This window comes from Streptomyces sp. NPDC006365, assembly GCF_042870755.1.
GTDB lineage: Bacteria > Actinomycetota > Actinomycetes > Streptomycetales > Streptomycetaceae > Streptomyces > Streptomyces xiangluensis.
Genome location: NZ_JBIAHS010000014.1, coordinates 118466 through 133139 on the forward strand (window position 1 = coordinate 118466; position 14674 = coordinate 133139).

At 68.8% G+C, this 14674-nt stretch carries 12 protein-coding genes; all 12 read right to left on the minus strand.

Annotated features, from left to right (window positions below; all coding sequences use genetic code 11):
- Positions 1-31: 31 nt before the first annotated feature.
- The 12 genes from ACFYO0_RS31670 to ACFYO0_RS31725 all read right to left on the minus strand — a co-directional run bounded on the left by ACFYO0_RS31670 (position 32) and on the right by ACFYO0_RS31725 (position 14511).
- Positions 32-832 carry a rhamnogalacturonan acetylesterase gene (locus tag ACFYO0_RS31670; RefSeq protein WP_388682919.1) on the minus strand — a complete coding sequence of 267 codons (801 nt, stop codon included), beginning with the start codon at positions 830-832 and terminating at the stop codon, positions 32-34.
- Between the two features lie 138 nt (positions 833-970).
- Positions 971-2326, minus strand: a complete 1356-nt coding sequence (locus tag ACFYO0_RS31675) for an ABC transporter substrate-binding protein (RefSeq protein ID WP_388682921.1) — start codon at positions 2324-2326, stop codon at positions 971-973.
- Positions 2327-2374: 48 nt separating this feature from the next.
- A complete protein-coding gene (locus tag ACFYO0_RS31680) occupies positions 2375-4360 on the minus strand; it encodes a pectinesterase family protein (protein ID WP_388682922.1) in 1986 nt (661 codons plus the stop codon).
- Between the two features lie 32 nt (positions 4361-4392).
- Positions 4393-5895, minus strand: coding sequence for a family 43 glycosylhydrolase (locus tag ACFYO0_RS31685; protein ID WP_388682924.1), 1503 nt, complete (start codon positions 5893-5895; stop codon positions 4393-4395).
- On the minus strand, positions 5892-6737 hold the full coding sequence (locus tag ACFYO0_RS31690) for a PmoA family protein (protein ID WP_388682927.1): 846 nt from the start codon (positions 6735-6737) through the stop codon (positions 5892-5894). Before ACFYO0_RS31690 ends, ACFYO0_RS31685 begins: the two co-directional genes overlap by 4 nt.
- The gene (locus ACFYO0_RS31695) at positions 6737-7906 is read right to left on the minus strand and encodes a Gfo/Idh/MocA family protein (protein ID WP_388682929.1); all 1170 of its coding nucleotides are present in this window, start codon (positions 7904-7906) and stop codon (positions 6737-6739) included. The genes ACFYO0_RS31690 and ACFYO0_RS31695 overlap by 1 nt, the downstream gene beginning before the upstream one ends.
- Positions 7903-9231: a polysaccharide lyase family 1 protein gene (locus ACFYO0_RS31700; RefSeq protein ID WP_388682932.1), complete on the minus strand. Its 1329-nt coding sequence runs from the start codon at positions 9229-9231 to the stop codon at positions 7903-7905. The genes ACFYO0_RS31695 and ACFYO0_RS31700 overlap by 4 nt, the downstream gene beginning before the upstream one ends.
- Positions 9228-10127: a carbohydrate ABC transporter permease gene (locus ACFYO0_RS31705; RefSeq protein WP_388682934.1), complete on the minus strand. Its 900-nt coding sequence runs from the start codon at positions 10125-10127 to the stop codon at positions 9228-9230. The genes ACFYO0_RS31700 and ACFYO0_RS31705 overlap by 4 nt, the downstream gene beginning before the upstream one ends.
- Positions 10124-11056 carry a carbohydrate ABC transporter permease gene (locus tag ACFYO0_RS31710; protein WP_388682936.1) on the minus strand — a complete coding sequence of 311 codons (933 nt, stop codon included), beginning with the start codon at positions 11054-11056 and terminating at the stop codon, positions 10124-10126. Before ACFYO0_RS31710 ends, ACFYO0_RS31705 begins: the two co-directional genes overlap by 4 nt.
- Before the next feature lie 133 nt (positions 11057-11189).
- Positions 11190-12950, minus strand: coding sequence for an L-arabinonate dehydratase (gene araD, locus ACFYO0_RS31715; protein WP_388682939.1), 1761 nt, complete (start codon positions 12948-12950; stop codon positions 11190-11192).
- Positions 12947-13858: a dihydrodipicolinate synthase family protein gene (locus tag ACFYO0_RS31720; RefSeq protein WP_388682942.1), complete on the minus strand. Its 912-nt coding sequence runs from the start codon at positions 13856-13858 to the stop codon at positions 12947-12949. Before ACFYO0_RS31720 ends, araD begins: the two co-directional genes overlap by 4 nt.
- Positions 13855-14511, minus strand: a complete 657-nt coding sequence (locus ACFYO0_RS31725; protein ID WP_388682944.1) for a GntR family transcriptional regulator — start codon at positions 14509-14511, stop codon at positions 13855-13857. The genes ACFYO0_RS31720 and ACFYO0_RS31725 overlap by 4 nt, the downstream gene beginning before the upstream one ends.
- Positions 14512-14674 lie beyond the last annotated feature (163 nt).

The window sequence follows — 14674 nt, forward strand, 5'->3', positions numbered from 1 at the left end:
TTGGGTGTTGTCTCTGCGCTCGGTGAGCGGGCTACGCGGCGGCTTCCGGCCAGGTGATCCAGGACTCCGGGATCACCTCGTCGAGCCGGTGCACGTCGTGCGGGGCCAGCACGCGCGTGCGCAGCAGCTCCCGTGCCACCAGTCGCGCCATGGCGATCGCGCCCGGCGGGTTGAAGTGCGTGTTGTCCTGCTCGGTGGCGGTCCAGTTGAAGTACTTCTTCGTCTCCTCGACGCCGAGCTGCTGCCACAGCGCGAGGGACAGGGCCTGGAGGTCGAGCAGCGGCACGCCCTCCTGCTCGGCGAGCGCACGCATCGCCGCCGGATACTCGCCGTGGCTCGGCCTGGCGTTGCCGGCCGCGTCGAACCGGCGACGCTCGACAGGGGTGGCGAGCACGGGCCACGCCCCACGGGCCCGGGCACCGTCGATGTACATGCGCAGATAGTCCTGGTACGTCGTCCAGGGCTCGGTGTACCGAGTGTCGTCGCCGACCTTCTCGTCGTTGTGCGCGAACTGGATCAGCAGGAAGTCGCCGGGCCGGATGGCGGCGAGGATGACATCAAGGCGACCTTCATCGACAAAGCTCTTCGAACTGCGTCCGTTCACCGCGTGGTTGGAAACGGGACGGTCCTTGTGCAGGAAGAAGGGGAGAGCCATACCCCACCCGGTCTCGGGCGCGGCGTCGGCGTGTTTCTGTGCGGCGGTGGAGTCACCGGCGATGAAGAGGGTGCGGGGGCGGTGCGCTGAGCCGGCGTGAGCGGTACCGGTGGCCGCGAGAGCGAGCGGAGCGGCGGCCATGGCCGCCAGGGTGACCTGTCTGCGGGTGAGGGACACGGGGAGGTGCCTTTCTGGGAAGGGTCGTTCAGCGGTGCCTTTCGAACGTGGGGGGTGGGAACGCCCGAGGGGCGCGGGGAACTGCGCGACCGGCCACAAACAACCCGCAGCCGGCCGCGCACAAGTGCGACCGAACTCTCAGCCGTTACGCGAATTCCACTCGGTCTGAGCCTCGTTGAGCTGTCCGGCCAACGTGTCCAGGAACTCCTTGGCGCTCATGTCTCCGTTGAGCACCTTCTGGAAGTTCGGCTCGTTGTCGGCCTTGGAGACGGCGTTCCAGTCGGGCAGGTAGTACGGCAGCTGCACGATCGTGGTCGACCCGTCGTTCAGCGCCTCCGCCGCGAGCTTGGTCGGCTCGGCCTTGGAGATCCAGGCGTCCTTGGCGGCCTCCGTGTGGGACGGGATGGCACCGGCCGACTCGTTCCACTTGGAGTTCGACTCGTGCGAGACGGCGAACTCGATGAACTTCCAGGCGGCTTCCTTGTTCTCGGAGCTCTTGAACACGCTGAGGCCGTCCACCGGGTTGGAGACCTGGACCCGCTTGTCGCCCGGGCCCGTGGGCTGCGGGATGCCGCGGAACTTGTCGACCCCGAGCGCCTTGACGTGGTCCTGGTAGGAGCCGAGGTTGTGGTTCAGCATCCCGATCGTGCCGGAGTCCCACTGCGCGACCATCTTGGTGAAGTCGTTGTTCAGGTCGGCGGCCGGGGTGACCTTCTTGTAGAGGGCCGCGTACTTCTCCAGCGCCTCGACGTTCTTCGGGTCGTTGACGGTCGTCTTCTCGCCGCTGGAGTCCCAGAAGGACGTGATGCCCGACTGTCCGTACATCGCGTCCAGCGCCTGGGCGATGGAGCCGGCGCCACCGCGGATGGTGTAACCGAACTCGTTCTTGCCGGTGTTGGTGAGCTTCTCCGCGGCCTCGTAGAACTTGTCCCAGGTGACGGGCTCGTCCAGGCCGGCCTTGTCGAACAGATCGGTCCGGTAGTAGAGCACACCGTTGTTCGCAGAGGTCGGAACCGAGTACAGCTTCTCGTCACCGCCGCCCGCGGCCTTCATGGACGTCAGCATGTTCTCGTTGAGCTTGCCGTTCAGGGAGGACTTGCCGAACCGGTCGTCCAGCGGTTCCAGCGCGTCCTGCGCGGCGAAGCCCGCGAGCATCGCCGCTCCGACGCCGCCGACGTCCGGCAGGCCGCCGCCCTGGATGGCGGTGTCCACCTTGGACTGGTAGTCGGTGGAAGGGATACCGACATACTTGACCTTGATGTCCGGGTTCGCCTTCTCGAAGTCGGTGATGATCTTCTTCCAGATGTCGGTGCGGACACCGCCGTTGTTGTCCCAGAAGACGATCTCTCCCGTGCCGCTGCCCTCGTTGCCCGTGTCGCCGCTCGTGCCGCTGTCACCACAGGCGGTGGCGGTCAGGGCGAGCACGGCGCTCAGGGCGACGGCGGTCGGCATGCGACGCCCGCCTGTGCTGCTCCTGCGATTGTTGATCTTCATGGTCGGCTCTCTTCTTCTGGATCAAACAGAGATGTGAAGTTGTGGGGGTCAGAGACGGGCGTACGGCATCCAGCCGTCAGTGCCCTTGAGGTAGTCGGCGACGGTGTGGCTTCGGGCGCCCTCGTCGCTCATCTGCGGCCGGTCCGCGGTGACAGCCGCTCCCGGTCCGTAGTTCTGGTACTCGGTGAACCGCGCGTCCTTCCACGAGAACCCGCTCATGTCGGTCCAGGGCGAGGACTTGATCGCCGCCGGCAGTTCGGTCTCCCGGATCAGCACCTGGGCGACGGCCTGTGGTTCACCGCCCGGGTGCCAGGGCCGCCCGAGGTGAAAGCTCCCGTCGGGCGCGTCGCTGACGACCTCCGACCGCGTGATCAGGAAGCCGTACGGATTCCCCGTCCAGGTCGAGGCGGCGGTGATGTAACCGTTGTTGGTGCTGGACCCCCGGCTGAGGGCCTTGATGACGGATCGCTCGATCACGGTCGTCGCCCGCCCGTAGACGAAGTCGACGTCGCCCTCGATGTACGAGTCGCGGATGTAGACCCGGCTGACGGTGGTCAGCCTGGGACTGTCGGTCATCAGGGTGTCCTGGTTGCCCAGGAAGGCGGTGTTCTCGAAGACGATCCGGTCGCCGGTCGTCTTCATCGCCAGCGCCTGCTCGCCCTTCAGCTCGTACGCGGCCTCGTCGAAGTCGTTGCTGAAGGTGAGGTTGCGCGCCGTGATGTCGTTCGCGGCGATGCGTACGGTGGCGCTCCCGGTGGAGCCGCCGTACTCGGCGGGCGTGTCGTAGACGATGACGGTGTCCGACCGATCTTGTCCAGTCCCCTGCAGCACGATGTTCGGCTTTTTCGCGGGGATGAGGACCTTGGCGCGGTACGTCCCCGGCGCAACGGCGATCGTCACCGAGCTCGCGTTGCCGTCGGGCACGGCGTCCACGGCTGCCTGCACGGTCGGGTAGTCGCCCGGGACATGCAGCGTCACCGAGTCACCGATCGGCTTCTGCGGCCCGGAGAACCGCGTGACCAGCGCCGGTACGGCGGCCGCCGGATCCAGCTGGTAGTCGTAGAACTCGCGTGGGTCGAAGGCGGCACCCCACTCGTCGTGCCGGCCCGTCGTGTTCCTCAGGATCGACCCGCGCTCCACCAACTCGGCCGTGACATCGGCCTGGTGGGGGTGCTGGACGCCGTCGTAGTAGCTGTTCTCGATGACCATCCTGGTCCGGCCGCGCGACCAACTGCCGTACGTCCACAGCGGATCGCCGTCGTCGACCTGGTCCGAGAAGTAGTTGTTGTAGAGGTGCGCGTAGGCACAGTTGTCGGCGGAGGGATTGCGCTGTTTCGTCCCCGTGAACCAGTTGTGGTCGATGGTGATCTGCGTCTGGACGTTGGTCGTCCAGCCGATCCCGAGTGCCTTGTTGTGGTTGCTGAACTCGTTGTAGGAGACGGTGATGTACTGGCTGTCCTTGCGGATGTCGAGCAGCCCGTCGCCCATGTGGGTGAGGCGGTTGTGGTCGATCCAGACGTGGTCGACGGTGTCCATCTGGATCGCGTCGAAGTCAGTGGTCTTCCCGTCCCAGTCGCCCTCGACATAGCTGTCACGGATCGTCAGGTTGCGGATGATGACGTTGCTCGTGCCCGGGTTGAGATGCAGCTCGCCGTGGACGATCTCGCCGGTGTCGCCGACGCCGATGATGGTCTTGTTCGAGGTCACCACGATGTCCGAGCCGAAGGGCTCGGCGTCGATCGACCCCGACACCCGGATGACGTACGGCTCTTCCGCCGCCGCGTACTTCACCAGCGAGGCCTGGTCGGTGACGGTGACGACCTCGCCGCCCGCCCCGCCGGTGGTGCCGCCGGCCAGGGAGGCGAAACCGTGGGGTCGGTCGGTCCAGCGGGCGGCCGACGTCGTGGTGTCCGAGGCGGCAGGGGCGGCTTTCGCCTCCCCGATCGCCCCGAGGCCCAGGGCTGCCACCAGGGCCATTACGGCGGCCAGGGTTCTGCCTATTCCTGGCAAGCGCTTGCTATGGAGGTGCGTCATTGCGGCTCCCAAAAAACGTACAAATGGGGTGGTTACAAGGCGCTGATCCTGAACTGCGTGAACGTCGCCGCGCCGGCGTGACCCTGACCGGCGGCGGCGAGACCGAACAACCCCAGTAAGGCGCCGACCCAGCGCCACGGGGTGGCGGCGAAGACGGGACCCGATGACCGCAGGCCGTCGCCGCTGTCGTAGAAGAACCGGCACCGCGCCCCGGCGCCGATCTCGATCCGCAGCCGCACCCGTCCCTCGGGCGCGGGCCGCGGATGATCGGCGTCCCGTTCCTTCTCCGCAACCGCCTCCGCGAACCGGTGCACGACATGCACCACCCCGTCCGCGCCCCGCTGAAGCCCGATCCAGCTGAACGCGTCCCCGAGCACCGCGAGCCCCGCCCGCGCCCCCGGTTCCTCGCTGTCGAGCCGCAACTCGACCTCGACCGCGCACGGCGTGCCCGGCAGCCGCTGGGTGAGCACGTTCGGCAGTTTGCGCAGGTCGTGCGCGTCGGCCGAGCGGACACAGGTCAGCCGCAGCCCGTCCCCGGAGTGCTGGGTGGCCCAGCCATGCTGCGAGTTGGCCGTCCACTGCCACTGGCGGCCGTACCGCCCGCCGGGGAAGTCGTCGTCGGTGGCGGGCGCGGCGGTCGGCTGCGGCGGCAGGTCGGGGCGCTCGTGTACGGCGACGGGGGCGCCGTCGTCGCCGAGTACCGGCCAGCAGTCGGCTCCCCAGTGCATCGGCTGCAGGTGGACGACCCTGCCGTAGGCGCCGCGCTGCTGGAAGTGCAGGAACCAGTCCTCTCCGGACGGGGTGCGCACCCAGCCGCCCTGATGCGGCCCGTTGACGTCGGTGTCCTTCTGTTCCAGGACGACCTTCTCCTCGTACGGCCCGAAGAAGCCGCGCGCGCGGAAGGCGCCCTGCCAGCCGGTCTCCACTCCCCCGGCGGGCGCCAGGATCCAGTACCAGCCGTCGTGCTTGTGGAGCTTGGGCCCTTCGAGGGTGAACCAGCCGGGGATGCGGTCGCCGTCGACGATCACCTTGCCCTCGTCGAGGAGTTCGGTGCCCTCGGGGTGCATGCGGTGGCCGGTGAGACGGTTCTTGATGCCGGAGCGGGACTTGGCCCAGGCGTGCACGAGGTAGGCCTCGCCGGTCTCGTCGTCCCACAGGGGGCAGGGGTCGATGAGACCCTTGCCCTCCTTCACCAGGTGCGGGCGGGTCCACGGGCCCCGGATCTCGGGGGCGTTGACCTGGAAGATGCCCTGGTCGGGGTCGCCCCAGAAGATCCAGAAGCGGTCGTCGTGATACCTGAGCGAGGGTGCCCACACGCCGCAGTCGTGGCGGGGTGCCTTGAACTTGCCCGCCGGTTCCAGGCGTTCGAGAGCATGCCCGACCAGCGTCCAGTTGACCAGGTCCCGGGAGTGCAGCAGGGGAAGTCCCGGGACGCGGCCGAAGCTGGACGCGGTCAGGTAGAAGTCGTCGCCGACGCGGACGACGTCCGGGTCGGACCAGTCGGCGTTGAGGATGGGATTGGTGTAGGTGGTCATGGGCTCACTGCCTTCCTCACGAGGGCAGCGGCCGCGTCCCGGTCCAGGCGGCCATCGGCCACCACCGTGACGACACGCCGTACGACGGTGTCACCCGGCTCGATCGGCACCTGCTCGTCGTACGCCAGGGACGAGCCCACGCCCGGGTACTCGGCGGTGCGCACGAACCACGGATCCCGGCGGGTCCGGTCCGTGGCGCCGGCGAAGACCAGCGTCCAGCTCGCGCCGACGAGGGCGAGCCAGTCGGCGCGGTCGCCGTGGACGGCCTTCTCGCCCTCGGTCTCCGGGGTGAAGACGTCGGGTGCCGAGTCCTCCTTGCGGGCCCGCCAGAAGAAGCCGCCGTAGGCCGCGCCGGGGCGTCCGTTGGTGGCGGGACTGCCGATCGAGAGGGTCCCGGAGGTGACGTTGGTCAGCGAGAAGGTGAAGTCCAGCGCCCAGGCGGCGTCGGTGAGTTCGGTGGCCGCGACCGTACGGCGCTCGCGCAGCAGCTCGGATCCGGCGGCGACCCAGCGCAGCTCCTCCACGAAGCCGTCGGGGTCGCGCAGTTGGAAGGCGCTGTGCCGCTGGGTGCCGTGGTTGTCCAGCTCGGTCGGGCCCTGGCCGCGGACGTAGGTGCGTCCGCCCCAGAAGTTGTACCCCTCGATGTCGGGAACGGCGACACCGACGCCGAGGTGGTGTGTGTGGTCGGCGGGGCTGAGCTCGGTGACAGCCGTGCCGGCCAGGGTGGTGACGGGGTGCAGGTACGGGCGCGGGGAGAGCCGGACCGGCAGTTCGGGCCGGGTGACGTACCGGCCGACCGGGCGGCCGGCGACGCGCAGCACCGCGGTGTCGTGGGGGGGCATCAGGTGCTCACCTCTTTCTTTCTCGCCGGGAGGGCCCAGGAGGCGCCCAGCTCGGAGTAGAGGGCGAGGGTGTCGGCGGCGGCCGCGACCAGGCCATCGATGCCGGGCACGACCCGGCGCCGCTCGTCGGGGAGCAGTTGCCAGGCCTGTTCGGGCAGCGGGGCCGGGTCGGGGGCCAGGCGGATCGCCTCGACGACCTTCATGAAGGCGCCGGTCGTGTCCGGGGTGACCAGCAGGTCGGCGCCGTCGGTGAGGTGCTCGACGAGGTTTTCCAGCAGGTCGGTGCGGTCGTACTCGAACTCCTCGGGACCGTGGTCCGCGCGCTGGAGCAGGACGCGGTCCTGCTTGTACCAGAAGGTGATCCGGCCGCGTTCGCCGTGGACGACGACGTACGGCTCGTCGGGGTCCTCGGCGCAGAGCGTCGCGGCGACGACGACCGGACGGCCCTGCGCGGTGGTGACGCGGACGCAGGAGGTGTCGTCGGACTCGATGTCGTTGGCGCGCAGCAGCTCGGTCTGGATGTCGGTGACGTCCTCGGCGCGGAAGGAGCCGCCCAGCGCCAGGGCGGTGGCGACCGCGTGCGCGAGCGGGTTGGTGAGGGCTCCGTCGATCACGTCGACGCCGTTCAGCCGTCGCTTGCCGGCCCAGGGCGCCCGCCGGTAGTAGGCCTCGGCCCGCGCCCAGGCCCCGGCGCCGCCGATCCCGACGACCTCACCGATGGCGCCCTCGGCCATCAGAGTGCGGATCGCGGGCACGGCGTGCGAGCCCAGCGACTGGAAGCCGATCTGGCAGACGACCCCGGCCTCGGCGACCCCGTCGGCCATGCGCCGGAACTCGGCGTACGAGGGGGCCGGCGGCTTCTCCAGCAGGAGGTGCACGCCCCTGCGCGCGGCCGTCAGCGCCAGGTCGGCGTGGGTGGGGATCGGCGTGCAGATCACCGCGACCTGTGCGCCGGTCGAGTCGAGGAGAGCACCGAAGTCGGCGGACTGCTCGGGGGCGCCCGCCGGGGTGACGATGCCCTCGGGGAGTTCGTCCTCGGTCAGCGGGGTCAGCTCGCAGATGCCCGCCAGCCGGACGATGCCCTTGTCCTGGAGCCGGCGGATGTTGTCGAGGTGCCAGCGGCCGTGGCCGCGCGCGCCCGCCAGGACGACGGGTACGGCAGTGCTCATGAGATCCTCCCTGCGCCCGCGCCACGTGCCACCTCTCGGTCGGCCGCTTTGGCGCTGTCGATCTCTCCGTGCAGGGTGGGTGTCCAGCCGACGTCGGCCGTGAGATCACGTTCGCTGCCGGAGTTGTAGGCGTTGTGGATCGCGAGCAGGTCCACCCGGTAACCTCCCCCAGACTCCGTCCGGGGGGACCCCCAGAGGGTGCCGGACTGATGGAAGGCGGTGCCGTTCCAGCTCTTGACCAGGTCGGCGACCTCGATATGGCCGGGGGTGGTGAAGGCGTTGTTCTCCGCGTAGATCGCGGACTCGGTGCCGACGCCGATCGAGTAGCGGTAGTCGTGGCCGTCGGCCGGGACGACGTACCGGTTGTTGTAGAGGTGCACCTGCCCGAAGCGGACCCGCGGCGCGCGCTGGACGACGGACTCGAACTCGTTGTGGTGCAGGGTGACGCGGAGCTTGCCGCGGTCGCCCGTCGCCGTGTCGCCGTTGCCGATGAGCATCGCCTTGTCGTGGTCGGCGAACCGGCTCCAGGAGACGGTGATCAGGTCGGAGGCGTTGGTGATGTCCAGCAGGCCGTCATGGCGCAGGTAGTTGCGGGCGAAGTAGGTGGGTTCCTTCTCGTCCGGGTGGCCCTTGTCGCTGACGGTCACGTGGTCGATCCACACATGGGTGGCGCCGCGCAGCCAGATGTTGTCGTACGCCGTCTTCCAGTCGCCGAGGCCGCCGGAGTTGGGCTGCCAGACGGGGAAGCAGTCGTAGGCGTCACGGAGTTCGAGGTTGCGGATGATGACGTTGTCCGCGCCTTTGAGCTGGAGGCTGCCGCCCTTGAGGACTGCTGTGTTCTTGGAGTCGCCGAGTCCGACGATGGTGGTGTTGGAGCCGACAGCCAGCTCGACGCGCTCGGCCTGCTTGGCGGCGGACTCCTGGCGGGCCTGCTCCTGCGGGCCGCTGGGCTTGGCGGAGCCCCAGGTGCGGGGGTCGTAGGCGGCCAGGTATTTCTTCAGGCTGTAGCCGTCGGTCGCGTAGTCGGCACAGCTGAGGCGGTCGCCGTCGTCGTCGGTGTTGGCGTCGATGGTTCCGGCGATCCTGATGATCTTCGGGGTGGCGCTGCCGCCGTCGAGGGCGCGGACGAGCTCACTCCGGTTGCGTACGGTGAAGACGTGGGCGTCGTCGGCGGTGGAACCCCCCGTGGTACCACCGTCGGCCGCCGCCCAGCCGCCGTTCACGGGCAGCGTGTCGCGGCTGATGTCGCGGGCCTCGTCGGCGTGGGCGGGGACGCCGAGCAGCCCCAGCAGGGCCGTTGCGGCGACGATGTGACGAAGTCTCATCCCTTCACCGCCCCCGCGCTGAAGCCGGTGATCAGCCACTTCTGGATGAAGGCGAACACGATCACCACGGGTACGGCCGCGATGATGCCGCCCGCGGCGAGCGCGCCCAGGTCGACGCTGTCCGCGCCCATCAGGGTGTTGAGGCCGACCGGGATGGTCTGCTTCTCCTGGTTGTTGAGGAACATCAGGGCGAACAGGAAGTGGTTCCAGGAGTGCACGAAGGCGAAGGAGCCGACGGCGATCAGGCCTGGCCGCAGCAGCGGCAGGACCACGATCCGGAACGCCTTCATCCGGCTGCAGCCGTCGACCCAGGCGGCCTCCTCCAGGGAGTACGGCACGTTCTTGATGAAGTTGCTGATCAGGATGATCGACAGCGGCAGCTGGAAGACGGTCTCCGCGATGATGACGCTGCCGAGGGAGTTGATCATCTGCAGCTCGGCGAAGATCTCGAACAGCGGGACCAGGAGCAGCGCGCCGGGCACGAACTGGGAGCACAGCAGGGCCAGCATGAAGAGCTGCTTGACCTTGAAGTTGAACCGGGCGAGCGCGTAGCCGCCGGCCAGTGCGACCAGGGTCGTCATGAACAGGGTCGCGACACCGACGAGGACGCTGTTCTGGAAGTAGATGCCGAAGCTGCGCTCCGTCCACACCTTTTCGAAGTGGTCGAAGGTCATCGGCCAGGGCACCAGCGTGGTCGAGCCGGACGGCCGCAGGGAGAAGAGCAGGATCCAGTAGAACGGGATCAGGGTGAAGACGAGGTAGATGCCCAGCGGCAGATAGATCTGCCAGCGGGGAGCTTCGTCCCAGGCGCGGTGCCGCGTCTTCGCCGGCTTCGGCGGTTCGGGGACGGCGGTCGCGGGTGTGGAAGGGACCTCGGTGGCCTCCTTGGTGATCACTTCTCGCCTCCGAACTTGCTCAGTCGCAGATAGACGATCGAGCAGAAGAGCAGAATCACGAACGCGACCGTGGTCAGGGCCGACGCGTAACCGAAGTTGTGGGATTCGACGCTGGTGTTGGCGACGTACAGCGGCAGCGTCGTGGTCACGCCCGCGGGTCCGCCGCCGGTCAGCGTGTAGAGCAGGTCGACGTTGTTGAACTCCCACACCGCGCGCAGCAGCGTGGACAGGATGATCGCGTCCTTCAGGTGCGGCAGGGTGATGTGCCAGAACTGCTTGATCCGGCTGGCCCCGTCGACCTCGGCGGCCTCGTAGAGGTCCTTCGAGACGGACTGGAGGTCGGCGAGGATGAGGATCGCGAAGAAGGGCACACCGCGCCACAGGTCGGCGACGATCGCGGCCCAGAACACGGTTCCGGTGTCCGACAGCCAGCTGGTGCCGTAGGAGCCGATGCCCACGTCGGCGAGGTAACGGGTGATGCCCGTCTGGGAGTTGTAGAGCAGCACCCAGATCGCGGAGGTCAGCACGCCGGAGACGGCCCACGGGGAGAAGACCATCGCGCGGCCGAGCGACCGCCCCACGAAGGTCTGGTTGACGATCAGCGCGAGCGCCAGACCGAACAGCAGCTGCAGTCCGACCTCGACGAAGACCCACTTGGCGCTGAAGACCAGCGTGTCCCAGAACAGCGGGTCCTCGGTGAAGGCGTGCACGAAGTTCTCGAAGCCCGCGTAGCCGTTCCGCCACGGCTTGGTGGGGTTGTAGTCCTGCAGGCTGTAGTAGAAGACGCTCAGCACCGGGTAGGCGATGAAGCCGAGCATCAGCAGTCCCGCCGGGGCGATCAGCAGATACGGGAGACTGCGTGGCGTGGCTGAGCCGCGGCGCCGCCGGGGTGGCGCGGGCTTTTTCGCCACGGCTGCGGCTTGGGCCATGACTGTTCTCCGTTCTCGGGGGTGCGGGTGGTGCTGTGCGCGCTCGCTCGTGCTGTGCGCTCGGTGCCCTGTGCTGGTGCGCTCGGTGCGCTGTGCTGGTGCGCTTGGTGCGCGCTGTGCTTCTGCGGTTCGCTCAGCCCGCGTACGGGTCCGGCACCTTGCCCGGCTTGGCCAGGAAGGCGAAGTCGCAGCCGGTGTCGGCCTGGGTGATCTGTTCGTTGTAGAGCGCTCCGTAGCCGCGCTCGTACCGCTCGGGCGGCGGCGACCAGGCCGCCCTGCGTTGCTCCAACTCCTCGTCGGCGATGTTGAGTTGAAGGGTTCGCGCCTCGACGTCGAGGGTGATGGTGTCCCCGGTCCGCACAAGGGCGAGCGGTCCGCCGATGTACGACTCCGGTGCCACGTGCAGCACACAGGCGCCGTAACTGGTGCCACTCATCCGGGCGTCGGAGATCCGCACCATGTCCCGTACGCCCTGCTTCAGCAGGTGGTCGGGGATGGGCAGCATGCCGTACTCGGGCATGCCGGGGCCGCCCTTGGGGCCGGAGTTGCGCAGTACCAGCACGCTGTCGGCGGTGATGCCCAACTCCGGGTCGTTGATGGTGCGTTGCATGGTCTTGTAGTCGTCGAAGACGACCGCGGGACCGGTGTGCTTGAGCAGGTGCGGCTCCGCGGCGATGTGCTTGATGACGGCGCCGTCGGGGCACAGGTTGCCGCGCAGCACCGCGACTCCGCCCTCGTCGGCGACCGGGTTGGAGCGGGGGCGGATCACCTCGTCGTTGTGCACGCGTGCCCCGTCGAGCTGCTCGCGCATCGTGTCGTACGAGACGGTCGGCCGGTCCAGATGCAGCAGATCGGTGATCCGCGACAGGAAGCCCGGCAGTCCGCCCGCGAAGTGGAAGTCCTCCATCAGGTACGTCCGGCCGCCGGGCCGTACGTTCGCCAGCACCGGCACCGTACGGGCGATCCGGTCGAAGTCGTCCAGCGTGAGCCGTACACCTGCCCGCCCGGCCATGGCGATCAGATGGATGACGGCGTTCGTGGAACCGCCGAGCCCCAGGACGGTCGTCACGGCGTCGTCGAAGGCCTCCTGGGTGAGGAGGTCGGACAACTTCCGGTCCTTGCGGACGAGTTCGACGATCCTGAGGCCGGAGGCCGCGGCCATCCGGTCGTGCCCGGAGTCGACGGCGGGGATGCTGGACGCGCCCGGCACGGTGACGCCGAGAGCTTCGGCGGCTGCCGTCAGCGTCGATGCCGTGCCCATGGTCATGCAGTGGCCGGGCGAGCGGGCGAGTCCGCTCTCCAGCTCGGTCATCTCGCAGTCGCCGATGAGCCCGGCGCGCTTGTCGTCCCAGTACTTCCACATGTCGGTGCCGGAGCCCAGGACTTCGTTGCGCCAGTGGCCCGGCAGCATGGGCCCGGCGGGCACGAAGACGGCCGGCAGATCGACGGACGCGGCGCCCATCAGCAGGGCCGGCGTGGACTTGTCGCAGCCGCCCATCAGCACGGCCCCGTCCACCGGATACGACCGCAGCAGCTCCTCGGTCTCCATCGCGAGCATGTTCCGATAGAGCATCGGGGTCGGCTTCTGGAAGGTCTCGGAGAGGGTGGCGACCGGGAATTCGAGGGGGAAGCCGCCGGCCTGCCACACTCCGCGCTTGACCGCCTGGGCGCGGTCCCGCAGGTGTACGTGACAGGGGTTGATGTCACTCCACGTGTTGAGGATCGCGATGACCGGCTTGCCCAGGTGCTCCTCGGGCAGGTAGCCGAGCTGGCGGGTGCGGGCCCGGTGGCTGAAGGAGCGCAGGCCTTCGGTGCCGTACCACTGGTGGCTGCGCAACTCCCTTGCGCTGTCGGCTGTTTCGCCTGCTCCAGCCTGTGGTCCTCTGTCGGTCATATGGACCACCCCGCGGCGATGGCGGCGACTTCGGCGCGCTCGGCCTCGGGCAGCAGGTGGCTCGGCGGCCGGACCTCGCGACGGCACAGGCCCAGCGAGGCCAGGGCCTCCTTGACCACGGTCACGTTGTTGGCGGAGCCGCCGGCCGCGCGCAGCTCCTCGAAGCGGCGGATCTGCTCCCACACCTTCATGGCGCCCGCGTAGTCACCGGATCGAAGCGCTTCGAGCATGTTCAGCGAAACGGACGGGGCGACGTTCACAAGACCCGAGGTGAAGCCGGTCGCACCCGCCGAGAAGTACGAGGGCGCGTACGGCTCGGCGAGCCCCGCCACCCAGACGAAACGCTCCAGCCCCGCGTCCCGCGCGAAGGCGGCGAAGCGCGCCGCGTCCGGCACGGCGTACTTCACGCCGATGACGTTCGGGCAGTCGTCGGCCAGTTCGGCGAGCCGGGCGCCGAGGAGTTGCGCGTTGCGGATGTACGGGACGACGCCCAGCTCGGGGACGGCTTCGGCGATCGCCCGGTGGTAGTCGGCCCAGCCGGCCTGCGCGACGTACGGATGCACCGGCTGGTGGACCATCACCATCTGTGCCCCGCAGTCGCGGGCGTGCCGCGCGGAGGCGACGGCGGTCGGCACGTCGTGCCCGACCCCGACCAGGATGACGGCCCGCTCGCCCGCCTCGTCGATGGTCAACTCCGTGACCAAACGGCGTTCTTCAGGGCTCAGTGCGTAGAACTCGCCGGTGTTGCCGTTCGGCGTGAGCGTGCGTACGCCGCCCTCGAGCAGGCGGCCAAGCAGGGCGCGGTGGCTGTCCTGGTCGACGGTGCCGTCCTCGGCGAACGGGGTCACCGGGATCGCCACCACATCGGCCAGCGCCGCCCGCTCCGTCTCGAACGTCGGGCTGCTCACTTCTGCTCATCCTCTCCCTGGGCCTCGGGGAAGGCCCGGTGCACGAACGACGCGATGTGCGAGTGCAGGGCGCGGGCCGCGCCGTCCGAGTCGCCGTCGAGCGCGAGCCGCAGGATCTCTCGGTGCTCGCCCGCCTCCCGCTCCCAGGAGGGGTTGGCGGCCCAGGCGACCGCGGAGACCAGGGCGGCCTGGTCACGCACTTCGTCGAGCATCCGGCCGAGCAGCGGGTTGCCGCAGGGGACGTACAGGGCGCGGTGGAACTCCCGGTTGGCCAGGGAGCGTTGGGCGGTGTCGGTGGCGGCGTCCGCGCGTTCCAGCGCCTCGCGCGCCGTGTCGAGGGAGGCCCCGCGCTGCACGGAGCGGCGCAGTGCCTCCGGCTCAAGGAGCAGCCGCACGTCGTACACCTCGCGCGCCATGTCCGCGTCCACCATGCGCACCGTGACGCCCTTGTACTGGTTCATCACGACGAGCCCCGTGCCGGCCAGGGTCTTCAGCGCCTCTCGCACGGGGGTCTTGGACACCCCGAACTGCGCGGCCAGCTCCGTCTCGACCAGGGCCTGACCGGGCGTCAACTGCCCGGTGAGGATGCGGTGTTTGATGCCCTCCAGCACGTACTGCGTGCGGGACGGAATCGGGGTGGGCACAGAGGTCATGCGCGCCTCTCGGATCTCATCGATCACTTCACGTGTCGGACCACGGGATCGGAACGCATATGTCTCGCGTATCTGATCTCGCGTATCGCGTCTCATATATGACGTACGAAGTACGACGCGTTGAAGGTAGGAGCACGCTGATGTTTCGTCAACGCTTCTGACA

What these genes read in the sequence shown, in the direction of transcription:
- ACFYO0_RS31725 (WP_388682944.1), bottom strand. Translation starts at nt 14,511, where the DNA reads ATGACCTCTGTGCCCACCCCGATTCCGTCCCGCACGCAGTACGTGCTG.
- ACFYO0_RS31695 (WP_388682929.1), bottom strand. Translation starts at nt 7,906, where the DNA reads ATGAGCACTGCCGTACCCGTCGTCCTGGCGGGCGCGCGCGGCCACGGC.
- ACFYO0_RS31690 (WP_388682927.1), bottom strand. Translation starts at nt 6,737, where the DNA reads ATGCCCCCCCACGACACCGCGGTGCTGCGCGTCGCCGGCCGCCCGGTC.
- ACFYO0_RS31680 (WP_388682922.1), bottom strand. Translation starts at nt 4,360, where the DNA reads ATGACGCACCTCCATAGCAAGCGCTTGCCAGGAATAGGCAGAACCCTG.
- ACFYO0_RS31685 (WP_388682924.1), bottom strand. Translation starts at nt 5,895, where the DNA reads ATGACCACCTACACCAATCCCATCCTCAACGCCGACTGGTCCGACCCG.
- ACFYO0_RS31675 (WP_388682921.1), bottom strand. Translation starts at nt 2,326, where the DNA reads ATGAAGATCAACAATCGCAGGAGCAGCACAGGCGGGCGTCGCATGCCG.
- ACFYO0_RS31700 (WP_388682932.1), bottom strand. Translation starts at nt 9,231, where the DNA reads ATGAGACTTCGTCACATCGTCGCCGCAACGGCCCTGCTGGGGCTGCTC.
- araD (WP_388682939.1), bottom strand. Translation starts at nt 12,950, where the DNA reads ATGACCGACAGAGGACCACAGGCTGGAGCAGGCGAAACAGCCGACAGC.
- ACFYO0_RS31710 (WP_388682936.1), bottom strand. Translation starts at nt 11,056, where the DNA reads ATGGCCCAAGCCGCAGCCGTGGCGAAAAAGCCCGCGCCACCCCGGCGG.